At 48.7% G+C, this 18605-nt stretch carries 21 protein-coding genes and 1 pseudogene; 4 read left to right on the top strand and 18 right to left on the bottom strand.

Annotation, left to right across the window (positions count from 1 at the left end; all coding sequences use genetic code 11):
* Window positions 1-74 precede the first annotated feature (74 nt).
* Entirely contained in the window at window positions 75-1127 is a 1053-nt protein-coding gene (locus tag B4F99_RS10515) for an NAD(P)/FAD-dependent oxidoreductase (RefSeq protein ID WP_290757664.1), read from the top strand.
* Window positions 1128-1168: 41 nt separating this feature from the next.
* Here the strand turns inward: B4F99_RS10515 and B4F99_RS10510 are convergent, their stop codons facing one another.
* Window positions 1169-1465: a DUF1462 family protein gene (locus tag B4F99_RS10510; protein WP_035406035.1), complete on the bottom strand. Its 297-nt coding sequence runs from the start codon at window positions 1463-1465 to the stop codon at window positions 1169-1171.
* Between the two features lie 110 nt (window positions 1466-1575).
* On the opposite strand from B4F99_RS10510, the gene B4F99_RS10505 reads away from it, so the two are divergent.
* A complete protein-coding gene (locus B4F99_RS10505; protein ID WP_012371190.1) occupies window positions 1576-1803 on the top strand; it encodes a NifU family protein in 228 nt (75 codons plus the stop codon).
* A gap of 42 nt (window positions 1804-1845) precedes the next feature.
* Here B4F99_RS10505 and B4F99_RS10500 read toward each other — a convergent pair whose 3' ends face one another.
* Together B4F99_RS10500 and B4F99_RS10495 are read right to left on the bottom strand one after the other, a co-directional pair.
* Complete coding sequence (locus B4F99_RS10500; protein ID WP_290757661.1) at window positions 1846-2610, bottom strand: TIGR01457 family HAD-type hydrolase; 765 nt, start codon at window positions 2608-2610, stop codon at window positions 1846-1848.
* A gap of 6 nt (window positions 2611-2616) precedes the next feature.
* Window positions 2617-3060, bottom strand: a complete 444-nt coding sequence (locus tag B4F99_RS10495) for a DUF86 domain-containing protein (protein ID WP_023469145.1) — start codon at window positions 3058-3060, stop codon at window positions 2617-2619.
* Window positions 3061-3211: 151 nt separating this feature from the next.
* Between B4F99_RS10495 and glpX the strand changes: the two genes are divergently transcribed.
* Both glpX and B4F99_RS10485 read left to right on the top strand, forming a co-directional pair.
* Window positions 3212-4192, top strand: coding sequence for a class II fructose-bisphosphatase (glpX, locus tag B4F99_RS10490; RefSeq protein WP_290757658.1), 981 nt, complete (start codon window positions 3212-3214; stop codon window positions 4190-4192).
* A gap of 35 nt (window positions 4193-4227) precedes the next feature.
* Window positions 4228-4503, top strand: a complete 276-nt coding sequence (locus B4F99_RS10485) for a DUF3055 domain-containing protein (protein ID WP_023469147.1) — start codon at window positions 4228-4230, stop codon at window positions 4501-4503.
* Window positions 4504-4536: 33 nt separating this feature from the next.
* On the opposite strand, the gene B4F99_RS10480 is transcribed toward B4F99_RS10485, so the two are convergent.
* The 15 genes and pseudogenes from B4F99_RS10480 to B4F99_RS10410 all read right to left on the bottom strand — a co-directional run bounded on the left by B4F99_RS10480 (window position 4537) and on the right by B4F99_RS10410 (window position 18568).
* A complete protein-coding gene (locus B4F99_RS10480; protein WP_214727844.1) occupies window positions 4537-4983 on the bottom strand; it encodes a general stress protein in 447 nt (148 codons plus the stop codon).
* A gap of 85 nt (window positions 4984-5068) precedes the next feature.
* Complete coding sequence (locus B4F99_RS10475; protein WP_290757653.1) at window positions 5069-5446, bottom strand: YutD family protein; 378 nt, start codon at window positions 5444-5446, stop codon at window positions 5069-5071.
* A gap of 95 nt (window positions 5447-5541) precedes the next feature.
* On the bottom strand, window positions 5542-6441 hold the full coding sequence (lipA, locus tag B4F99_RS10470) for a lipoyl synthase (RefSeq protein ID WP_023469150.1): 900 nt from the start codon (window positions 6439-6441) through the stop codon (window positions 5542-5544).
* A 62-nt stretch (window positions 6442-6503) separates the two neighbouring features.
* Window positions 6504-7805, bottom strand: a complete 1302-nt coding sequence (locus B4F99_RS10465) for a bifunctional metallophosphatase/5'-nucleotidase (protein ID WP_290757650.1) — start codon at window positions 7803-7805, stop codon at window positions 6504-6506.
* A 21-nt stretch (window positions 7806-7826) separates the two neighbouring features.
* Window positions 7827-8669 carry a DUF72 domain-containing protein gene (locus B4F99_RS10460; protein ID WP_290757647.1) on the bottom strand — a complete coding sequence of 281 codons (843 nt, stop codon included), beginning with the start codon at window positions 8667-8669 and terminating at the stop codon, window positions 7827-7829.
* 77 nt (window positions 8670-8746) lie between these two features.
* Entirely contained in the window at window positions 8747-9301 is a 555-nt protein-coding gene (locus B4F99_RS10455) for a dihydrofolate reductase family protein (protein ID WP_214852615.1), read from the bottom strand.
* Window positions 9302-9387: 86 nt separating this feature from the next.
* On the bottom strand, window positions 9388-10785 hold the full coding sequence (sufB, locus tag B4F99_RS10450) for a Fe-S cluster assembly protein SufB (RefSeq protein WP_023469154.1): 1398 nt from the start codon (window positions 10783-10785) through the stop codon (window positions 9388-9390).
* A 36-nt stretch (window positions 10786-10821) separates the two neighbouring features.
* Window positions 10822-11256 carry a Fe-S cluster assembly sulfur transfer protein SufU gene (gene sufU / locus B4F99_RS10445; RefSeq protein WP_035406013.1) on the bottom strand — a complete coding sequence of 145 codons (435 nt, stop codon included), beginning with the start codon at window positions 11254-11256 and terminating at the stop codon, window positions 10822-10824.
* Window positions 11246-12469 (bottom strand): cysteine desulfurase, encoded by a 1224-nt coding sequence (locus B4F99_RS10440; RefSeq protein WP_290757642.1) that lies wholly within the window; start codon window positions 12467-12469, stop codon window positions 11246-11248. The genes sufU and B4F99_RS10440 overlap by 11 nt, the downstream gene beginning before the upstream one ends.
* 1 nt (window position 12470) lies before the next feature.
* Window positions 12471-13750: pseudogene (sufD, locus tag B4F99_RS10435) on the bottom strand (Fe-S cluster assembly protein SufD).
* 18 nt (window positions 13751-13768) lie between these two features.
* Window positions 13769-14554, bottom strand: coding sequence for a Fe-S cluster assembly ATPase SufC (gene sufC, locus B4F99_RS10430; protein WP_023469158.1), 786 nt, complete (start codon window positions 14552-14554; stop codon window positions 13769-13771).
* Window positions 14555-14687: 133 nt separating this feature from the next.
* Complete coding sequence (locus tag B4F99_RS10425) at window positions 14688-15938, bottom strand: MDR family MFS transporter (protein ID WP_290757639.1); 1251 nt, start codon at window positions 15936-15938, stop codon at window positions 14688-14690.
* A gap of 79 nt (window positions 15939-16017) precedes the next feature.
* Window positions 16018-16851 carry a MetQ/NlpA family ABC transporter substrate-binding protein gene (locus tag B4F99_RS10420; protein ID WP_290757636.1) on the bottom strand — a complete coding sequence of 278 codons (834 nt, stop codon included), beginning with the start codon at window positions 16849-16851 and terminating at the stop codon, window positions 16018-16020.
* A gap of 32 nt (window positions 16852-16883) precedes the next feature.
* Window positions 16884-17549, bottom strand: a complete 666-nt coding sequence (locus B4F99_RS10415) for a methionine ABC transporter permease (RefSeq protein WP_214727833.1) — start codon at window positions 17547-17549, stop codon at window positions 16884-16886.
* Window positions 17546-18568: a methionine ABC transporter ATP-binding protein gene (locus tag B4F99_RS10410; RefSeq protein WP_290757630.1), complete on the bottom strand. Its 1023-nt coding sequence runs from the start codon at window positions 18566-18568 to the stop codon at window positions 17546-17548. The genes B4F99_RS10415 and B4F99_RS10410 overlap by 4 nt, the downstream gene beginning before the upstream one ends.
* Window positions 18569-18605 lie beyond the last annotated feature (37 nt).

Genomic DNA, 18605 nt, shown 5'->3' with positions numbered 1-18605 from the left:
CAGGAAACGACCTGCCTCATGTCGTATTATACAAGGTCAGACTGATTTAGGGGAACTAAGGGGGATTTTACGTTATGAAGCAATTGATCGTACTCGGCGGAGGTTATGGTGGAATGCGGATTTGTGAGCGATTCAAGGACGAGGAAGTTGCCGTCACGCTCGTCGACCGTCTACCGTACCACGCACTCAAAACGGAATACTACGCACTCGCAGCAGGTACATTATCAGATCGGGATGTCCGGATTGAATTTCCGGAGGGGAAACATCTTACCTATAAATATGGACATGTCATCAAAATCTCACCAGAGACGAATACAGTCCATCTGCAGGACGGATCAGAATTATTCTATGATGACTTAATCATCGCCCTCGGTTGCGAGGATAAATACCACAACATTCCGGGTGCTCAAGAATTTACATACAGCATCCAGACACTAGAAGAATCACGGAAGACACAACAAGCGATTTATGGTCTGTCACCGGGATCCGTTGTCTCGATCGTCGGTGCTGGTCTATCTGGTGTCGAACTCGCCAGTGAACTACATGAGAGCCGGAAGGATTTGACGATTCGTCTATTCGACCGCGGTCCATCCGTCTTGTCGTTCTTATCCGATAAAGTCTCGTCTTACGTTCAGGAATGGTTCGAGGAACATGACGTTGAAGTCATCAACAACTCGAATGTCACGCTCGTCACAGCGGACGATGTGCGAAACGGCGACGATACGTATCCATCCGACTTAACGATTTGGACAGCTGGTACGCAGCCGGTCAAAGTTGTACGCGATCTCGGCTTTGCTGCGGATAGTGGCGGTCGGATCAAATTGACGGAACATCATCACGTACCGGAATACGATAACGTCTTCGTCATCGGTGATTGTGCAAGTCTACCATATGCACCAAGTGGTCAACTCGCAGAACATCAGGCAGAACAAGTCGTCGATGTCTTACAAGCCAAGTGGCAAGGAAAGAAATTACCGAAGCTGCCAGAAATTAAACTGCGCGGGATGCTCGGTTCACTCGGAAAATCAGACGGTTTCGGAATCGTCATGGGCAAGCAAGCACTGACGGGGAAAGTCCCACGTCTCTTGAAGTCCGGTGTCTTATGGAAACACAAAAAGATTAAATGAGCAAAAGAGGTGTCCCAAGCTTTGGGATACCTCTTTTTCGTTCATCCCGCCTGATTCAGCTTCGCATCGATTGCCGCTGTGATCGTCTTGAGTTTGACGTACCCCTCATCAATCATCTCATCATCGAGCACGATCAGTGGATAAAAATAGACATCCTCTTTCAGCGCTTCCGTCCATTGATCTGATGTTGCTGTCTCGAAATCAACATAGCGAAGCGTCATCGCTTGCTCATATTTCCGCCCGAGGACGGCTTGTAGCCAACTGAATGTCTCTTCCGAGCTAGGTGCCCCGACACAACTCGGACAGGTGACCGCTGTTCCGTAAACCGTGATTTCCATCTTGAAGTCCCCCCTTTTCAATTCACTCCTCTTTAGTATACAAGTTTTCCAGATTGAGAACATTTTTCAACCCTGTTACAATGAAACTATACGAAAGGATGTGTTTACGCATGGAAATGTTTGATCAAGTGAATGAAGTTCTTGAAAAATTGCGTCCGTTCCTTCTTCGTGATGGAGGAGACGTTGAACTCGTAGATGTAGAAGACGGAATCGTAAAACTCCGTTTGATGGGAGCTTGTGGTAGCTGCCCAAGTTCAACAATCACATTGAAGGCCGGTATCGAACGTGCCCTTCTTGAAGAAGTCGCTGGCGTCGTCGAAGTCGAACAAGTCTTCTAATACATGAAATCCCGAACGAATTCTCGTTCGGGATTTTTTGATTCATAGAATCCATTCAGCTAACGTATCAACCATGTATGTCGGTTGACGATCCTGCCCTTGAATGAAGACGGGTGTATGGACGCCAGAATTGACGTGCATCGTCCGGATACCTCCATTGATCCCGAAAAGAATGTCCGTATGGTAGTTGTCTCCGACCATGATGACGTCTTCTTTTGACAGACCAATCATTTCTGTCGCGATATCGACCATGACTGGTTCTGGTTTACCGATGAAGAACGGTTCCTTCTCCGTCGTCACGCGCAGGACGGACGTCAGAGCACCATTACCTGGCAGGAAACCACGTTCGGTCGGAATCGCGATATCACCGTTCGTTGAAATAAACCGGGCACCGGCACGAATCGCAAGTGCACCAACAGCGAGTTTTTCGTACGTGATTTGACGATCGAGACCGATGACGACGTAATCTGCCGCTTCGGTTGCGACGACGTCTAACCCTTCTCGTTCAAGCGCGTCGATCAGTCCTGTTTCTCCGATCGCATAGACGCGCGCTTTTGGTGACAGGTCAGCAATATAACGACCAGTCGCCATCGCACTCGTCAAAACGTGTTTCGCATCGGAATGAACACCCATCCCGCATAGTTTCTCTGCCACAGCTTCTGCCGTCATCGACGCGTTATTCGTCACGAACAAGTACGGAATGCCCTCTGCTTGCAGACGATTGACGAAATCGACCGCTTCTTTTACCGGTTCCGTTCCGTTATACATCGTTCCATCTAAATCAAATAAATAGCCTTTTGCCTTCATCCTGACTCACTCCTCGTTTGGTAAAAATGCAGACACCGGTCCGAGTTCTGTCTCGATATACCGGCGAATCGCTTCCGGGAAACGACGTAGTTCTGCTTCCTCTGTCTCAAGTACCGCCCGAATCTCCGCCATACTCGACTGTGTGAATGACCGGACGATCAACGTACGTAACGCAACGAGCTTCTTCAGACTCGTCGCGAGCGGTCCATCGATGACCTTCTCATCTTCTAAAATGAGAATGATATCTTCATAACTTCCCGGATCCCGCATGATGAATCCATCAATCATACTGTTTCCGATGTCGATGACACTTTCGATGACTAAAAAACCGATCCGTTCCATAGCCAGTGCCGTCGTCACCGGATCCCCCGTAACTTCCTTACTTTGTCGAAGTGCCGTCTCATAACAGACGACCGTCTCTTCGATTTTTTGACGATTGACGAAATACATCTTCATTCCCCCTCACATCCTCCATTTTATCGTTATCCGGCAATCCTGAAAAGCAGAAAGGTCATTTGCATCACATTCCCAAATGTGTTATCCTCAATTTAGATTTTTGCTGAAAATAGTATGTCACATTGGTGACGTGGAGGTTATATACATGGAACGGGAACTCGCACTGGAAATCGTACGCGCTACGGAAGCAGCAGCACTAGCTTCTGCTCAATGGATTGGTCGCGGTAAGAAAAATGAAGCGGATGACGCAGCAACGACTGCGATGCGCGAAGTCTTGAACACGGTCAACATGAACGGAACGGTCGTCATCGGTGAAGGTGAACTTGACGAAGCACCAATGCTCTTCATCGGTGAACGTGTCGGAACAGCGAACGGTCCAATCGTTGATATCGCCGTCGATCCGCTCGAAGGTACGAACATCGTTGCCAAAGGTCTCGGTAATGCGATGGTCGTCATCGCCGTCGCCGATCAAGGTGCCCTGCTCCACGCACCTGATATGTATATGGATAAATTAACAGTCGGACCGAACTTGAAAGGGCACGTCTCACTCGACGATCCACTTGAAGTCATCATCGAAAAAGCAGCTCAATACAACAATAAACGGATTGAGGACGTCACGGTCATCATGCAGGATCGCCCGCGTCACGATCACTTCCGCGAAGCTACGATGCGGATGGGCGCACGCGTCCGTCTGTTTGAAGACGGCGATGTCTCAGCTGGAATCGCACCACTTTCTCCTGCGACAGGAATCGATATCTTCATCGGAACAGGTGGTGCTCCTGAAGGTGTCATCACGGCTGCTGCCGTTAAAGCGATGGGCGGCGACATGCAGGCACGTTTACATCCGATGAATGAAGAAGAAACTGCTCGTGTCATCCGGATGGGACTTGAAGATCCGCTTCAACTCTTGACGCTTGATGACCTGATTAAAAGCGACGACTGTATCTTTGCCGCGACTGGCGTCACGACGGGCGAAATGCTCGATGGCGTTAAGTTCTTGACGGATGATATCGTTGAGACGACATCCCTCGTCATGCGTTCAAAGACACGGACAATCCGAAAAGTGATCGCTGAGCATAGCTTATCGCGTAAACCATACTTGCAAAAAGTCCCCCAAACCCTTTAATCTGAAACAGATGTTAGGGAAATGAGGGAAGCTGAATGATGGAAGAACGTGATTTTTTATATGATGATGTCGAACAAACGAAGACACGCTTCGTCAGTTGGATTGGAGAAGCCAGTCGGTTTGATCTCGCCATCACCCACTCGGAGCATTTTTACGGTAAGATTCTCGTCTTGAATCTCTTATCGAATCGCTATGCGATCATCGGTGCGGACGATTTTGATGAACCGGGCTACATCGCGACAGCGTTTGACGTCGAAGACGATGCGGCAACGGAACTCGAGATGTATCTGCGCGCTTATATCGGTCTATGAAAAAAGCCTTCGTCCGCGGACGAAGGCTTTTTCTTATAAGAGACGATCGTTTCGTTCATTTAGTGTGTTTGGTCCGCTGAAGACGTTCGTATTGTCTGACTCGTCATGGGCACGGCGTTCTGAATGCTGATCCGCTTCATCACCGACGAGTAATACGAATTGACCACTTTCGACCGCATGATTCGCACGATCGACGTCTTCCTTCGTCAAGCCACTTCCGTGGATGGCATCTCCATGAGAGACTGATTCATCTTTTTTGAAGATACTCTTGATTTCCTGCCATAGATTACGATGATCTTCCTGCGACAGACGCGTAGATGTCTGTTGGTTGTTTAGATCCGCTAGTTCCTCGATTTGTTCGAGATCGTATTTGTCGTGTGCTAAGACTTTTAAATCAGTCGAGACGACACCGGCAACACGGAGATCGTGCACGGCACTGACGACTTCTGGTACGGATGAGTAAATTCCAACGATTCGCATGGATGATTCCCCCTATAGGTGCATGATACTTATAGTAATAGCCGAATTCCGTCCACTAGAAACGCTTTTCTGTATGACAGTTTGATTACTCGCTTTCCGTCTTCTCTGGTGCAGGTGCGAACTTCCGTTCCAACTTCAACGTATTGGATGAAGAACCGTCGAAGCGAGGTGGTGCTTCTTCTCCTTCTACCAATCCGACCTTCTTGACGATGAAATAGGCACATCCGAAGTTACAGTATTCGTAGAGATAATCAGCAACATGCGAAATCTTCGTATCGAATGTCGCTTTCTCGTGTTGATCCTCATAGAAGCCACGTAGTCGTAATTGACCGTGCCCCCAGTCGCCCACGATATAATCATATTTTTCAAGGACATCGCTGAAACGACCGATGAAGGCTTCTTCATTAAAGCCTTCCCGTTTCTCTTCGACGACTTCATAACGTTCCCGATTGACTTGTATCATTATTCCCACCTCCTGCTGTTCTTATCATAGCATATTCCATTTCTCCTGACAGACGAAAAACCGTCCGAGTCAGCTGCTCGAACGGTCGTTGATCGTTAATCGATCGGAAGTGCTGTTTTATTCTTTTTCGCTGCGTTGACTTGCTCATCTGCATGATACGATGAACGAACGAGTGGACCTGCCTCACAGTGCGAGAACCCTTTGCTGAGCGCGATTTGCTTCAGTTCAGCGAATTCTTGCGGTGTATAGTACTTGATGACGTCGAGGTGCTTTTTCGTCGGTTGGAGATACTGACCGATCGTCATGATGTCGACGTTATTTGCGCGAAGATCATCCATCGTTTCAAGAATCTCTTCCCATGTCTCACCAAGACCAAGCATCAAGCTCGACTTCGTTGGAATTTCAGGTGCGAGTTCCTTCGAACGACGAAGGAATTCAAGCGTCCGGTCGTAAGTTGCTTTCGCACGAACGGTCGGCGTCAGACGGCGGACCGTCTCGATGTTGTGGTTCATGATGTCTGGTTGTGCATCAATCAGCGTTTTCAATGCCTCAAAGTTCCCACCCATATCTGAAGGTAGGACTTCGATTGATGTCTCTGGGTTCATCCGACGCACTTCACGGACGGTTTCAGCGTAAACGCCTGCTCCGAAATCATTCAGATCGTCGCGTGCGACCGCTGTGATGACCGCGTGCTTCAGGTTCATCAATCGAACGGATTCCGCGACGCGTTTTGGTTCTTCGAGATCGAGTTCGTTCGGACGTCCTGTCGTCACGGCGCAAAAACGGCACGCACGTGTGCAGATACTTCCGAGAATCATGAACGTCGCCGTCCGGCGTACCGCCCAACACTCGTGGATATTCGGACACTTTGCTTCCTCACAGACAGTATGTAGCTTTTTCTCGCGCATCATACTTTTTAATTCTGTGTAAGTTTCATTCGTATTCAGCTTGATTTTCAACCATTCCGGTTTACGTTGGATTTCTCCGCGTCCCATGGTTTCGCTTCCCCCTTCATCCCCAAAAAGTCAATTCATGTCTGCTTTAGTATAACAAACAATCAGGGTTTGCGAACATGCAATTCATTATATTCCGACTTCTCCGATAAGCGTTCAAATAACAAATCACGCAACAATTCAGGCATGAAATATTCTTTGGGCATCTCTTTGATGGCCGGGAATAATGGACCGAACGTAAACATATCCGGCAAGACGACAGAATAATCGCGTGTTAGCTCAAGCGGTTGATGATCCGCCAAACCAGCATAATGCATCCGTCCCATCAACTTTCCTCGGAATCCAAGACCACGAACCTTTAAGTGCTCGAACTGTTCTGTGTTGACTTCATCGAGGAATGTTTGTAATTCCATTCCTGTCATCGTGACTTTACAAGGATTGATCGGATGTGGACAGAGTCGATGTAAATCAAAGACAGAGACGGGACCTGGTGGAAGCGACCCGAGCAGAATACCGGCTGGTACACAAGCGATATCTGCCTCACACCAGTCGCGCATCGTCTCGACGAGCAACTGTGAAAACGGCGACTCACTGAACCAATCATTGGCTAGACCCGCTGTCTCGCCAATCGGTTCCTTCATCTGTTGTTCCGCCAGATATTGTTCTCGATCGAGTAATTTCGCTGTTGCCTCATCCTCAACGTAATCGTGTAGGGAATGAAGTACTGCTTCTTTCTCACCCGTATCCGTATTCATATAAATCTCACCCGCATACTGACCGTGTTTTCCGGCTTGCGTGATTAAGACACCGTTCTTGACGACACCATCATCGAGGACATGATGCGTATGCGCACCGATGATTAAATCAAGTTCTGGAAAGCGCATCGCAAGTTCTTCATCCTGATAAAATCCGAGGTGACTTAAACAAATCAGGACGTCGACTTCCTGGCGCAAACGTTCGATCTCGCGCGCCGCGACGTCAAATGGTTCTTCGATCGTCCAACCGAGTAAACCGTATAGTTCGATATACGGTGCCGTCAGACCAAAAACACCGACTTTTCCCGTCGGTAACTCATGAATGACACCTTGCTTGGCGAATGGTGCTTCTAAATTCGAGACAAGGACTGGAAAGTCTGCTTCCGTATAGAGGTCTGCTAACCAGTCGTGCGGAAACGTAATCCCTTCATTGTTTCCGATCGTCACAGCAGTCGGCATCAACGCGTTCAATAAATGCGTATTAATTTTTCCTTTTGTCGCTTCCGTCGCTGGATCGACACGATCAGCATGATCGCCTAAATCAAAAACAAGCGAATCATACGTCCGGTGTTCCTTGACGAATGACATGTAGCGAGGCCACATGTCGAAGTGTGAGTGCAAATCATTATAGTGAATGATGTGTAACTTCATGCAGAAGCCCCCCTTGATGATTTAAAACAAAGAGATTTGTCGCGGCGCGAGTTCATAGTCGAGATCAAGAATTTCGATTAATCGTTTCGCATTCGGGGCAGCATCTCCTGCTGAGTTGTTATTGAAAAAGACATAGACATCCTTTGCTTCCGCTGCAACGTCGCGGACGTGACTTGCAAGTTCCTGTAGCTCATCTTCCGAGTACCGATAGAGACAGCGGACTTTTCGCCAATCGTCGCTGCTTTGACCCGGTTTCTTTAACCAACCGGCCTTGTTTCGTCCATGTAATCGAATGAATGCCGTCTCCTGCGTCACGACCGGTACGAACGGCACCGAACCATCTTCGGTCTGCGGTTCATCGCAAATCGTATGGATGAACTGATGTTCCCTCAAAAAACGGAGCGTCCGCTCACGATAAGCTTCCGAATACCACGATGGATTTCGGAATTCGATCGCGACTGGCAGTCCAGCAAGCGATTTTCGGATCGTTTGCAAGTATTCCAAATGCAATTTACTGACATCGAACCATGGTGGAAGTTGGACAAGGATTGCCGCAATTTTTCCACTCTTACGCATCGGTTCGATCGACGCGATATATTGTTCAAAAATTGGTCCGAGCGGATTTTTATTTTCCCGGTCGTGCCCACTCATCGCGCGGTGGACCTTAACGATGAAGCGGAACCCGTCCGGTGTCTCAGATGTCCATTTTTCGTAGTTTCGTTCCGGTTGAATCGCATAGAATGTCGAGTCGACCTCAACTGCTGGAAAATGCCCAGCATAGGCAGCTAGTTTTTCTTTTCGATCTTGCGGGGTCAAGTAGAGACTATCATGATCTCCCCAGCCCGTGACACCGATATATATCATGCTCTCTTCCCCCTCGCGTGTTCTATTCTGCCTATTCATCATAGCATAGCAGAATCCGGGATTTCTTCTTCAATGCTTCAATTTAAACGTTCATATTCAAGTATGATACATCCTGATTCGAAGCGTTGTGTTTTGATCATTTTTAAGTGTTGCGGTTGATCAAATACTGGAAACATTCGTTTTCCACCTCCGAGGAGAACCGGGTAAATCACGACATGATAACAGTCGACGAGTCCAAGCTCAATCGCTTCAGCAGCAAGCGTTGCCCCACCGATCGCAATCTGTTTGCCAGGTAAGGCTTTTAGTGCTTGAAGTTCCTCGGCAAGCGACGTGGTCGCTAGACGCGCTTTTCCTTCGACAGCGTCGAGCGTTCGCGAGAAGACGATCTTCTCAAGCGCCTGCCACGTTTTCGCATACTCAACGATGATCGGCTCGTCTTCTTGATCCGCTGTCTCCCAGTACTGCATCATTTCATACAAACGACGTCCATAGACATGGGTATCGAACGCTCTCTCATAATCATTAAAGTATTGATGCAGTTCCGCATCCGGTGAAGCGAAATCGATGCTGCCTGACGCATCCTCGATATAACCGTCAAGTGAGACTTGAAAGGAATAAACGATGTCACGCATAGTAACCCCTCCTTTTTCCCTCCTATACCCGTTTTCCTCCAACCATGAAAAAACTCCCTCATCCGCAGATGAGAGAGTAAGACGAATTATCCGATTGAACCTTCCATCTCGAACTTGATGAGACGGTTCATTTCGACCGCATATTCCATTGGAAGTTCTTTTGTGAACGGCTCGATGAAGCCCATGACGATCATTTCCGTTGCTTCCTCTTGTGAGATCCCGCGGCTCATGAGGTAGAACAATTGCTCTTCCGAGACCTTCGAGACTTTCGCTTCGTGCTCGAGCGAAATGTTATCGTTGAGGATTTCGTTGTACGGAATCGTATCCGACGTCGATTGGTTATCCATGATGAGCGTATCACATTCGATGTTCGAACGTGCACCTGTCGCTTTACGTCCGAAGTGAACGATACCGCGGTACGTGACTTTACCACCGTGTTTTGAGATCGACTTCGAGACGATCGTCGACGATGTGTTCGGTGCTAAGTGAATCATCTTCGCACCCGCATCTTGGTGTTGACCTTTACCTGCGATTGCGATTGACAATGTCATACCACGTGAACCTTCACCTTTGAGGATGACGGCTGGGTATTTCATCGTCAGTTTCGAACCGATGTTACCATCGACCCATTCCATCGTTGCGCCAGCTTCACAGATCGCACGCTTCGTAACGAGGTTGTAGACGTTGTTCGCCCAGTTTTGGATCGTTGTATAACGGCAGTAAGCGTTTTTGTTGATGAAGATCTCAACGACCGCTGAGTGAAGCGAGTTCGTCGTGTAGACCGGTGCTGTACATCCTTCGACGTAATGAACCGATGCTTCGTCATCAACGATGATCAACGTCCGCTCGAATTGACCCATGTTTTCCGAGTTGATCCGGAAGTAGGCTTGAAGCGGCGTGTCGACTTTAACGCCTTTTGGTACGTAGATGAACGATCCACCTGACCAGACCGCTGTGTTCAAGGCTGCGAACTTGTTGTCTGTTGGCGGAATCAATTTTCCGAAGTACTCACGGAAGATATCTTCGTTTTCTTTTAAGGCTGTATCTGTATCTTTGAAGACGACACCGATTTCTTCGAGGTCTTCTTTCATGTTGTGGTAGACAACCTCTGACTCGTACTGAGCCGAGACACCTGCCAAGTATTTTTGCTCTGCTTCTGGGATACCGAGCTTATCAAACGTACGTTTGATTTCTTCCGGTACTTCATCCCACGATTTCTCTGCACGTTCAGACGGCTTGACGTAGTACGTGATATCGTCGAAGTTCAATTCTGAGAGATCGCCACCCCACGCTGGCATTGCTTGTTCGTTGAAGATCTTGAGTGATTTCAAACGGAAATCAAGCATCCATTGTGGTTCTTCCTTCATTTTCGAGATCGTTTCGACGACTTCAGTCGTCAAGCCACGTCCAGAACGGAAGATCGAGATATCGCGATCGTGGAAACCATATTTATAATCGCCAATTTCCGGCATGTTCTTTGCCATGTTCATTTCCTCCTCTTACTTGCTTGTGACCGAAGTTTACTTCCCTTCTTCTACGCCGCGTTCGAGCGCCTTCCAGGCAAGTGTCGCACATTTGATGCGTGCCGGGAATTTCGTGACACCCGAGAGTGCCTCGACGTCCCCGAGGTCGAACGATTCGTCGTCATAGTCTTTTCCTTGGACCATGTCCGAAAAGATATCCGCGAGTCGTAAGGCTTCATCGATAGTCTTACCTTTGACGAGTTGCGTCATCATTGAAGCAGACGCCATGCTGATCGAGCAGCCCTCCCCGTCAAATTTCGCATCACGGACGACATCGTCTTCAATCGCGAGCTGGAGACGAATCGTATCGCCGCACGTCGGATTGTTCATGTCGATCGTGACGCCCCCCTCGATCGCACCGCGATTTCGGGGAGTTTTATAATGATCCATGATCACTTGACGATACAAGTGATCGAGATTGTTAAAATCCATGACTGAAATACTCCTTCGTTTGGCGAAGTCCTGTCACGAGTGCGTCAACCTCTTCTTTCGTGTTGTAGAGATAGAAGCTAGCGCGAGCCGTCGAGCTCGCTCCGAGCCAACGCATCAGGGGCTGTGCACAGTGATGACCGGCGCGAACCGCGATTCCCTGCATATCAAGGACGGTTGCGACGTCATGTGCATGGACATCACCGAGATTGAACGTGACGAGCCCAACGCGTTCTTCCGGACCGTAAATCGTTAGTCCGTCGATGTCACGCATTTGTGCCATCGCGTACTGCGCGAGTTCACGTTCGTGTGCTTCGACGTTCTCTAGACCAATCTCTTCTAAGAAATCAATCGCTGCTGATAGACCAACAGCACCTGCGATGATTGGTGTACCGGCTTCGAAACGGTATGGAGACGGTTTGAACGTCGACTCTTCAAGACCGACGTAATCAATCATTTCGCCACCGAATTCGACAGGTTCCATCGCATTGAGTAATGCCTTTTTCCCGTAAAGGACACCGACGCCTGTCGGACCACACATCTTGTGTGCAGAGAAGGCGAGGAAGTCACAGTCGAGATCCGAAACATTAATCCGTTGGTGCGGTGCACTTTGCGCGGCATCGACGACCATGACGGCTCCTCGAGCGTGCGCAAGACGTGCGACTTCTTTGATCGGATTGATCGTACCGAGGACGTTCGAGACATGTGCCATCGCGACGATTTTCGTCCGGTCGGACAGTTGTGCTTCGACCGCTTCGACCGTCACGCGACCATCCGCTGTCAAATCAACGTATTTCAACTTCGCTTTTTTGCGTTTAGCGACTTGTTGCCACGGAATGAGATTCGCATGGTGTTCGAGGTACGTGACGACGATCTCGTCGCCTTCTTCGACATGCTCCATCCCGTAGCTTGACGCGACGATGTTGATCGCCGTCGTCGTGCCGCGGGTAAAGATAATTTCTTCATGGTGTTGCGCCTGGATGAAACGACGAACGTTCTCACGCGCACCTTCGTACGCATCCGTCGCTCGTGTTCCGAGCGTATGGACGCCACGGTGCACATTCGAATGAATCGTCTTATAGTAGTCGTCAATCGCATTGATGACGACGAGCGGCTTCTGCGAAGAGGCCGCACTATCGAGATAGACGAGTTTCCGGTCGTTGACCTGTTGGTCGAGGATCGGAAACTGATTGCGGATGGATGCATCGATTCCCATATTAGTTTACTTTCCCTTCGATGACTTGAACGAGACGTTCTTTCACCGAGTCAATCGCAAGTTCCGAGACGACCGGCTGGAGGAATCCGTGAACGACGAGGCGTTCTGCTTCCTTCCGTGAAAGGCCACGGCTCATCAAGTAGTAGAGTTGTAGTTCATCGACACGACCGACAGATGCCGCGTGTCCTGCCATGACGTCATCCTCATCGATCAAGAGGATTGGGTTCGCATCACCACGTGCCTTTTCAGACAACATGAGGACACGTTCCGTTTGAACGCCGTTTGATTTCGAAGCGCCGTGATGGATCATCGACGTTCCGTTGAAGATCGATGTTGCTGCGTCTTTTTGGACACCGTGGATCAAGATGAAACCTTCTGATCCTTTACCGAAATGATCCGTACGGACGTTGAAGTTTTGTTTTTGCTCTCCACGACCGACCGTAACGGCTTTCGTATCTGAGAACGAATCGTTTCCGATNNCAGGTGTGTTTTTGTTTCTGTAACCGTGTGACCGTCATTCATGTGACCGAGTGCCCATTCGAGCTTTGCGCCTTGTTTGACGACACCGCGACGGTTCATATACGTGATGGCACCTTTAGATAGTGTATCTACACCACCAAAGAGAACTTTTGCGTTGTCTTCGACGAATACTTCTGTGACGACGTTGACGTTATGCGCTTCGTCACCGTAAGAGACGAAGTTTTCGATATACGTCAATTCGCTGTCAGCATCTGCGACAATGATTGCGTGATGGTAAAGGGCAGCGCCTGATTGCTCAAGCGTGTAGATCGCTTGCATTGGTACAGACAGCTTGACGCCTTTTGGTACATAAAGGAACGTACCGCCGTTACGAAGTGCTGCGTTTAATGCCGCAAGACGATCTTCGTTGACTTGAACACCTTCCGTCATGAAGTACTTCTCGACGAGTTCCGGGTGTTGTTTTAATGCGTCTTCGAGCGTCGTGAAGATGACGCCGTTCGACGCTTCACTGTTTTGCGCGTGGACAAGTTGTCCGTTACGTGTGACGAGCATGTGATCACGGTTTTCGCCGATCAATGCTTCGATATCTGAAGAAAGACCAGTGACGGTTTCAAGTTCCGTCGTACCTTCTGTGAAGTTCCAGCCTTCGATCTTGATTTTTTCTACTTTTGGCAATGCGAGCGTTGGGGCAAGATCAAGCGCGTCTTGACGCTTTGCGACCATCCAAGATGGTTCCCCTAAGCGAGTCGCACGTTCTGCCACTGCCTCGCGATTTACTGCAAGATTCAGTTCTACAGTCATCATGCTTCCTCCCTCGTCTTACGCTTTTGTTTCGATTTCGACGTCTTCGATGCCGAGTTCTTTTTTAACCCAGTCATAACCCTCTGCTTCGAGACGGTGTGCGAGTTCTTTACCACCAGACATGACGATTTTTCCGCCCATCATGATGTGGATGAAGTCTGGCTCGATATAGTTCAAGAGACGTTGATAGTGTGTGATGATCAAGCAGCCGAATTCAGGTGAACGCATTTCGTTGACACCTTTCGCAACGACTTTAAGTGCATCGATATCAAGACCTGAATCGATTTCATCGAGAATCGCGATTGCTGGTTTAAGCATCATCATCTGAAGAATTTCGTTACGTTTCTTTTCTCCACCAGAGAAACCTTCGTTGAGGTAACGGTGTGCCATTTCTGAAGGCATCTCGAGAAGTCCCATTTGTGAATCAAGTTCACGGATGAATTTCATGAGTGAGATTTCATCGCCTTCTTCACGACGCGAGTTGATCGCTGAACGAAGGAAGTCTGAGTTCGTAACACCACTGATTTCGCTTGGGTACTGCATTGCGAGGAACATACCTGCTTGTGCGCGTTCATCGACTTCCATGTCGAGGACGTCTTCGCCGTCGAGTGTGACTGAACCAGATGTCACTTCGTACGATGGGTGACCCATCAATGCTGATGCGAGTGTTGATTTACCTGTCCCGTTTGGTCCCATGACCGCGTGGATTTCCCCGCCTTTGATTTCCAAGTTGACGCCTTTCAAGATTTCCTTGCCGTCGATCGCGACGTGTAGATCTTCAATCTTCAAGTGTGAAGCCTTCATGTTAGAATCCCTCCATCTATTCATTTCGTGACTGACGATTCAGAACACGAGCGTTACTAATTTAGTATCATTCTAATCTTAAAGAAACATCGCGTATTATTCAAGCGTCATCGCTCGTTGATTTTTCTCAAAATCATGCGTTTTGTTGAGAATCATTCGAAAGTTTCACCGGTTCCTCGAGTTCCTCGATCGTCGAAGCCCGATGAATCCGTTGTGACAGTAAGAGCAGTGGTATTCCGAATAATGTCAAGCCCGCTAATATCCCGAAAATCGGTAACGGACGGTCCGCTCCATATAAACTTAACAAATGTCCGCCGGCGATCGGACCGATTGATTGTCCGATCGACGTCAAGCCCATCGCCCCGAAATAACTGCCCCGTAATTCTGGTTTTGCGAACCGATCGGTCAAGATATCAGTCATCGTGAACATCATGACTTCGCCGCACGTGAAAATGAACATCGCGACGATCATCAACCAGATCGCGTTCGCATTTCCCATGATGAACAATCCGATCGCAACAGTCGCAATCCCGGTCGTGATCGAGACGAGTGGTGACGTCTTGACACCAAACTTCATGATCGGATACTGCACGATCAAGACGGTGATCGCATTGATCGTGATCAAGATCGCATAAAGTGTCTTCCCGCCTTCAAGGAGTGACGTCTCCGTCAAGAACTGTGGCAAGGTCGAGTTGAACTGGCTGTAGCCAAAGACGCCGAAGATGATGCCGGCAAGTGCCAGTGTAAAGGCGATATCCGTTCGCAACAGACGAACCGTTGCTCCAAACGACACCTTTTTCCCACCATGAGTCTCGGTGATCGGATGGCGTTTGAATAAGATACCAATCATCACCCCGTACACGATATAGACGAACGCCGTGATGTAAAACGTCGCGGACGTGTTCCCTGCACTCAGCAGTAAAGCGATTCCCGGTCCGATCGCTGCTGCGATGTTGATCATCGCGTAACGGATATTGAAGACGAACAACCGGTTCGCTTCATCCGTCGTATCACTGATCAAGGCACGGGCGGACGGTTCAAAAATTGAGCGACAGACCCCGTTCAAGGCACTGAGCGTAAAGAATGCCCAGAACGTCTCGACTTGTGCCAGCGCAATGAAGACGATCGCGAATCCGATCGTTCCGGCAAGCATCATCGCCCGGCGACCATACCGATCCGACAAGGTACCACCGATGAAACTCATAATGAGGCTGGCGATCGCTGAGATACTGAGGACCCAGCCGACATCGACCGGATCAAACTTCAGGACGGTCGTCATGTAGATGGCGAAGAACGGCATCGTGATGAACGTTCCGAGACGCGAGAAAAACGTCCCGAACAAGACCCCGAGTGTCAACGGATGCAGTTGACGAATGCGTTGCATATGATTCCCCCTAACCCCTGTTTCAGACAAATGAAAAGCATCCTTCCATTATATAGGAAGGATGCCGGATTCGGTGAACTTATTTGCTGACTGGAACGACTGCACCTTTGTACTTGTCGAGGATCCAATCTTGGTTTTTCTTTTCGTGCAAGACATCGAGAAGTGTCGTGACACGCTTGTCTTTCTCATCGCCGTCACGTGTGACGATGATGTTGACGTATGGTGAAGACTCATCTTCTGAAGCGATCGCGTCTTTTAACGGGTTCAGACCGTTATCGATCGCATAGTTCGTGTTGATGAGGACGGCGTCGCCTTCATTGTTTTTGTAAGCTTGCGGAAGAAGCGATGCTTCGATGTTCGTTTTGAACTTAAGTTTCTTCGGGTTCTCCGCGATATCGCCGAGTTGTGCATCTGTCGTTTTACCGTCTTTGAGTTTGATCAACCCTTCGTTTTGAAGGAACGTCAAGACACGACCGCGTTCCGCGACGTTTGAGCTCGTTAAGATCGTTGCACCGTTTGGCAACTTATCGAGTGACTTGTATTTCTTCGAGTAGATACCGAGTGGTTCAACATGGACGCCACCTGCGTTCGCGAACTTATACGATTTGTTTTCTTTCTCTTGTTGCTCAAGATACGGTACGTGCTGGAAGTAGTTCGCATCGATTTCTTTTGAAGCGAGCGCTTTGTTCGGAAGTACGTAATCTTGGAACTTCTTGATTTCAAGCTTGTAACCTTTTGCTTCGTATTCTTTTTTAACGTGCTGAAGAATCTCAGCGTGCGGTACGTTTGAAGCACCGATGACAAGTGTTTTGTCGTCGCTGTCTGATCCTGATGATTTTTCGCCACATGCAGCAAGACTAATAGCTAAGACGGATACAGCAGCAGTACCTACGAATTTTTTCCAAGTTTTCATGAATGATTCCTCCAATATGATTAAGTTTCGAATTAACGTTTATCGATCGCACGGATCAGCAAATCACCAATGATTTGGATGACGAAGACGATCGCTAAGATTAAGAGTGTCGCAATGACGATGACATCGTTTTGAGAACGCTGGAATCCTTCGATAAAGGCCATGTCCCCAAGTCCACCTCCGCCGACTACTCCGGCCATTGCCGTATAACCGACAAGTGAGACGAGTGTGACCGTGATACCAGAAACGATGGCAGGCAATGCTTCCGGGATTAAGACTTTATAGATGATTTGGAACTTCGTCGCCCCCATCGATTCAGCTGCCTCGATGACACCTTTATCGACTTCACGTAACGCGAGTTCAACCATCCGACCGTAAAATGGTGCAGCACCGAAAATCAGTGCCGGTAATGCTGCCGTTGGTCCGAGGAACGAACCGACGATCGCTGTCGTAAATGGAATCAATAAGATCAGTAAGATGATGAACGGAATCGAACGGAAGACGTTGACGATCAAGCTCAACACTGAATAGAACGCCCGATTCTTGAACAATAACTCTTCGTTTGTCGCATACAATAGTAAACCAATGATCAAACCGAGAACGAATGTCGAAAACCCAGCGATTGCCGTCATATAGACGGTACTGCCTGTCGCTTCCCACACCATGTCCCAATCTAGGTTGTCAAAGAATGATATCATCGGTGATCCACCTCCACTTCAACATCACTGGCTTGAAGCTTCGTGATGACCGCTTGTGTTGCTTCTGTTTCCCCGATCAACTGAATGAACAGTGTACCGAGTGCCCCTTCCTGTGATTGACCGACGTTTCCGCCGATGATGTTGAACAGGACCGGTGAATCCTTCATGACTTCCGCGAGGATCGGGCTTTCCGCTGTTGATCCGACGAACGTCAACTGAACGATTTTTCCGGTTGGGTACCGTTCGCGTAGTTTCGCGAACGTCAACTCATTTTCCGAAGGCGACGTCAATTGTTTGACGAACTCCTTCGTCATCGCTTGCTTCGGATGACGGAAGACCTCTGTGACCGGTCCTTGCTCGACGATTTTACCGGCTTCCATGACGGCGACCCGGTGACAGATTTTTTGAATGACGTGCATCTCGTGTGTGATCAAGACGATCGTCAGTTTCAGTTTTTCATTGATGTCAACGAGTAACTCAAGGATTGAGTCCGTCGTCTTCGGGTCGAGTGCACTTGTTGCCTCGTCACATAAGAGAACGTCCGGGTTCGATGCCAGTGCCCGAGCGATACCGACACGTTGTTTTTGACCACCCGATAATTGTGACGGATAAGCTTTTTCGCGTCCGTCCAAACCAACGAGTTGGATCAGTTCCGCTACCCGTTCCTTGCGGTGTGCTTTCGGGAAGCCACCGAGCTCGAGTGGGAACATGATGTTCTCTTCAACTGTTCGTGACCAGAGTAAGTTGAAATGCTGGAAGACCATCGAGACATTCTTACGGACGCCTCGTAATTCCTTTGGTTTTAGTGATGTCATCTCAACACCATCGATTTGGATCGAACCACTCGTTGGTGCTTCAAGCATATTCAGCAATCGGATCAAGGTCGATTTCCCTGCTCCGGAATAACCGATTATTCCAAAAATTTCACCGCGCTCGATTGTCAGATCGACATTCGCGACGGCTTCGACCGCTCCGCGCTTTGAGCGATAAATCTTTCCTACGTCTTGTAAACGAATCACAACTGTCCCTCCTAAATAAAAAAGTGCGCGCGTTTTA

This window comes from Exiguobacterium sp. UBA3491, assembly GCF_002377745.1.
Classification (GTDB): Bacteria; Bacillota; Bacilli; order Exiguobacteriales; family Exiguobacteriaceae; genus Exiguobacterium_A.
Note: the sequence above shows the minus strand (reverse complement) of the source record. Positions and strands in the feature narration are given on the sequence as shown.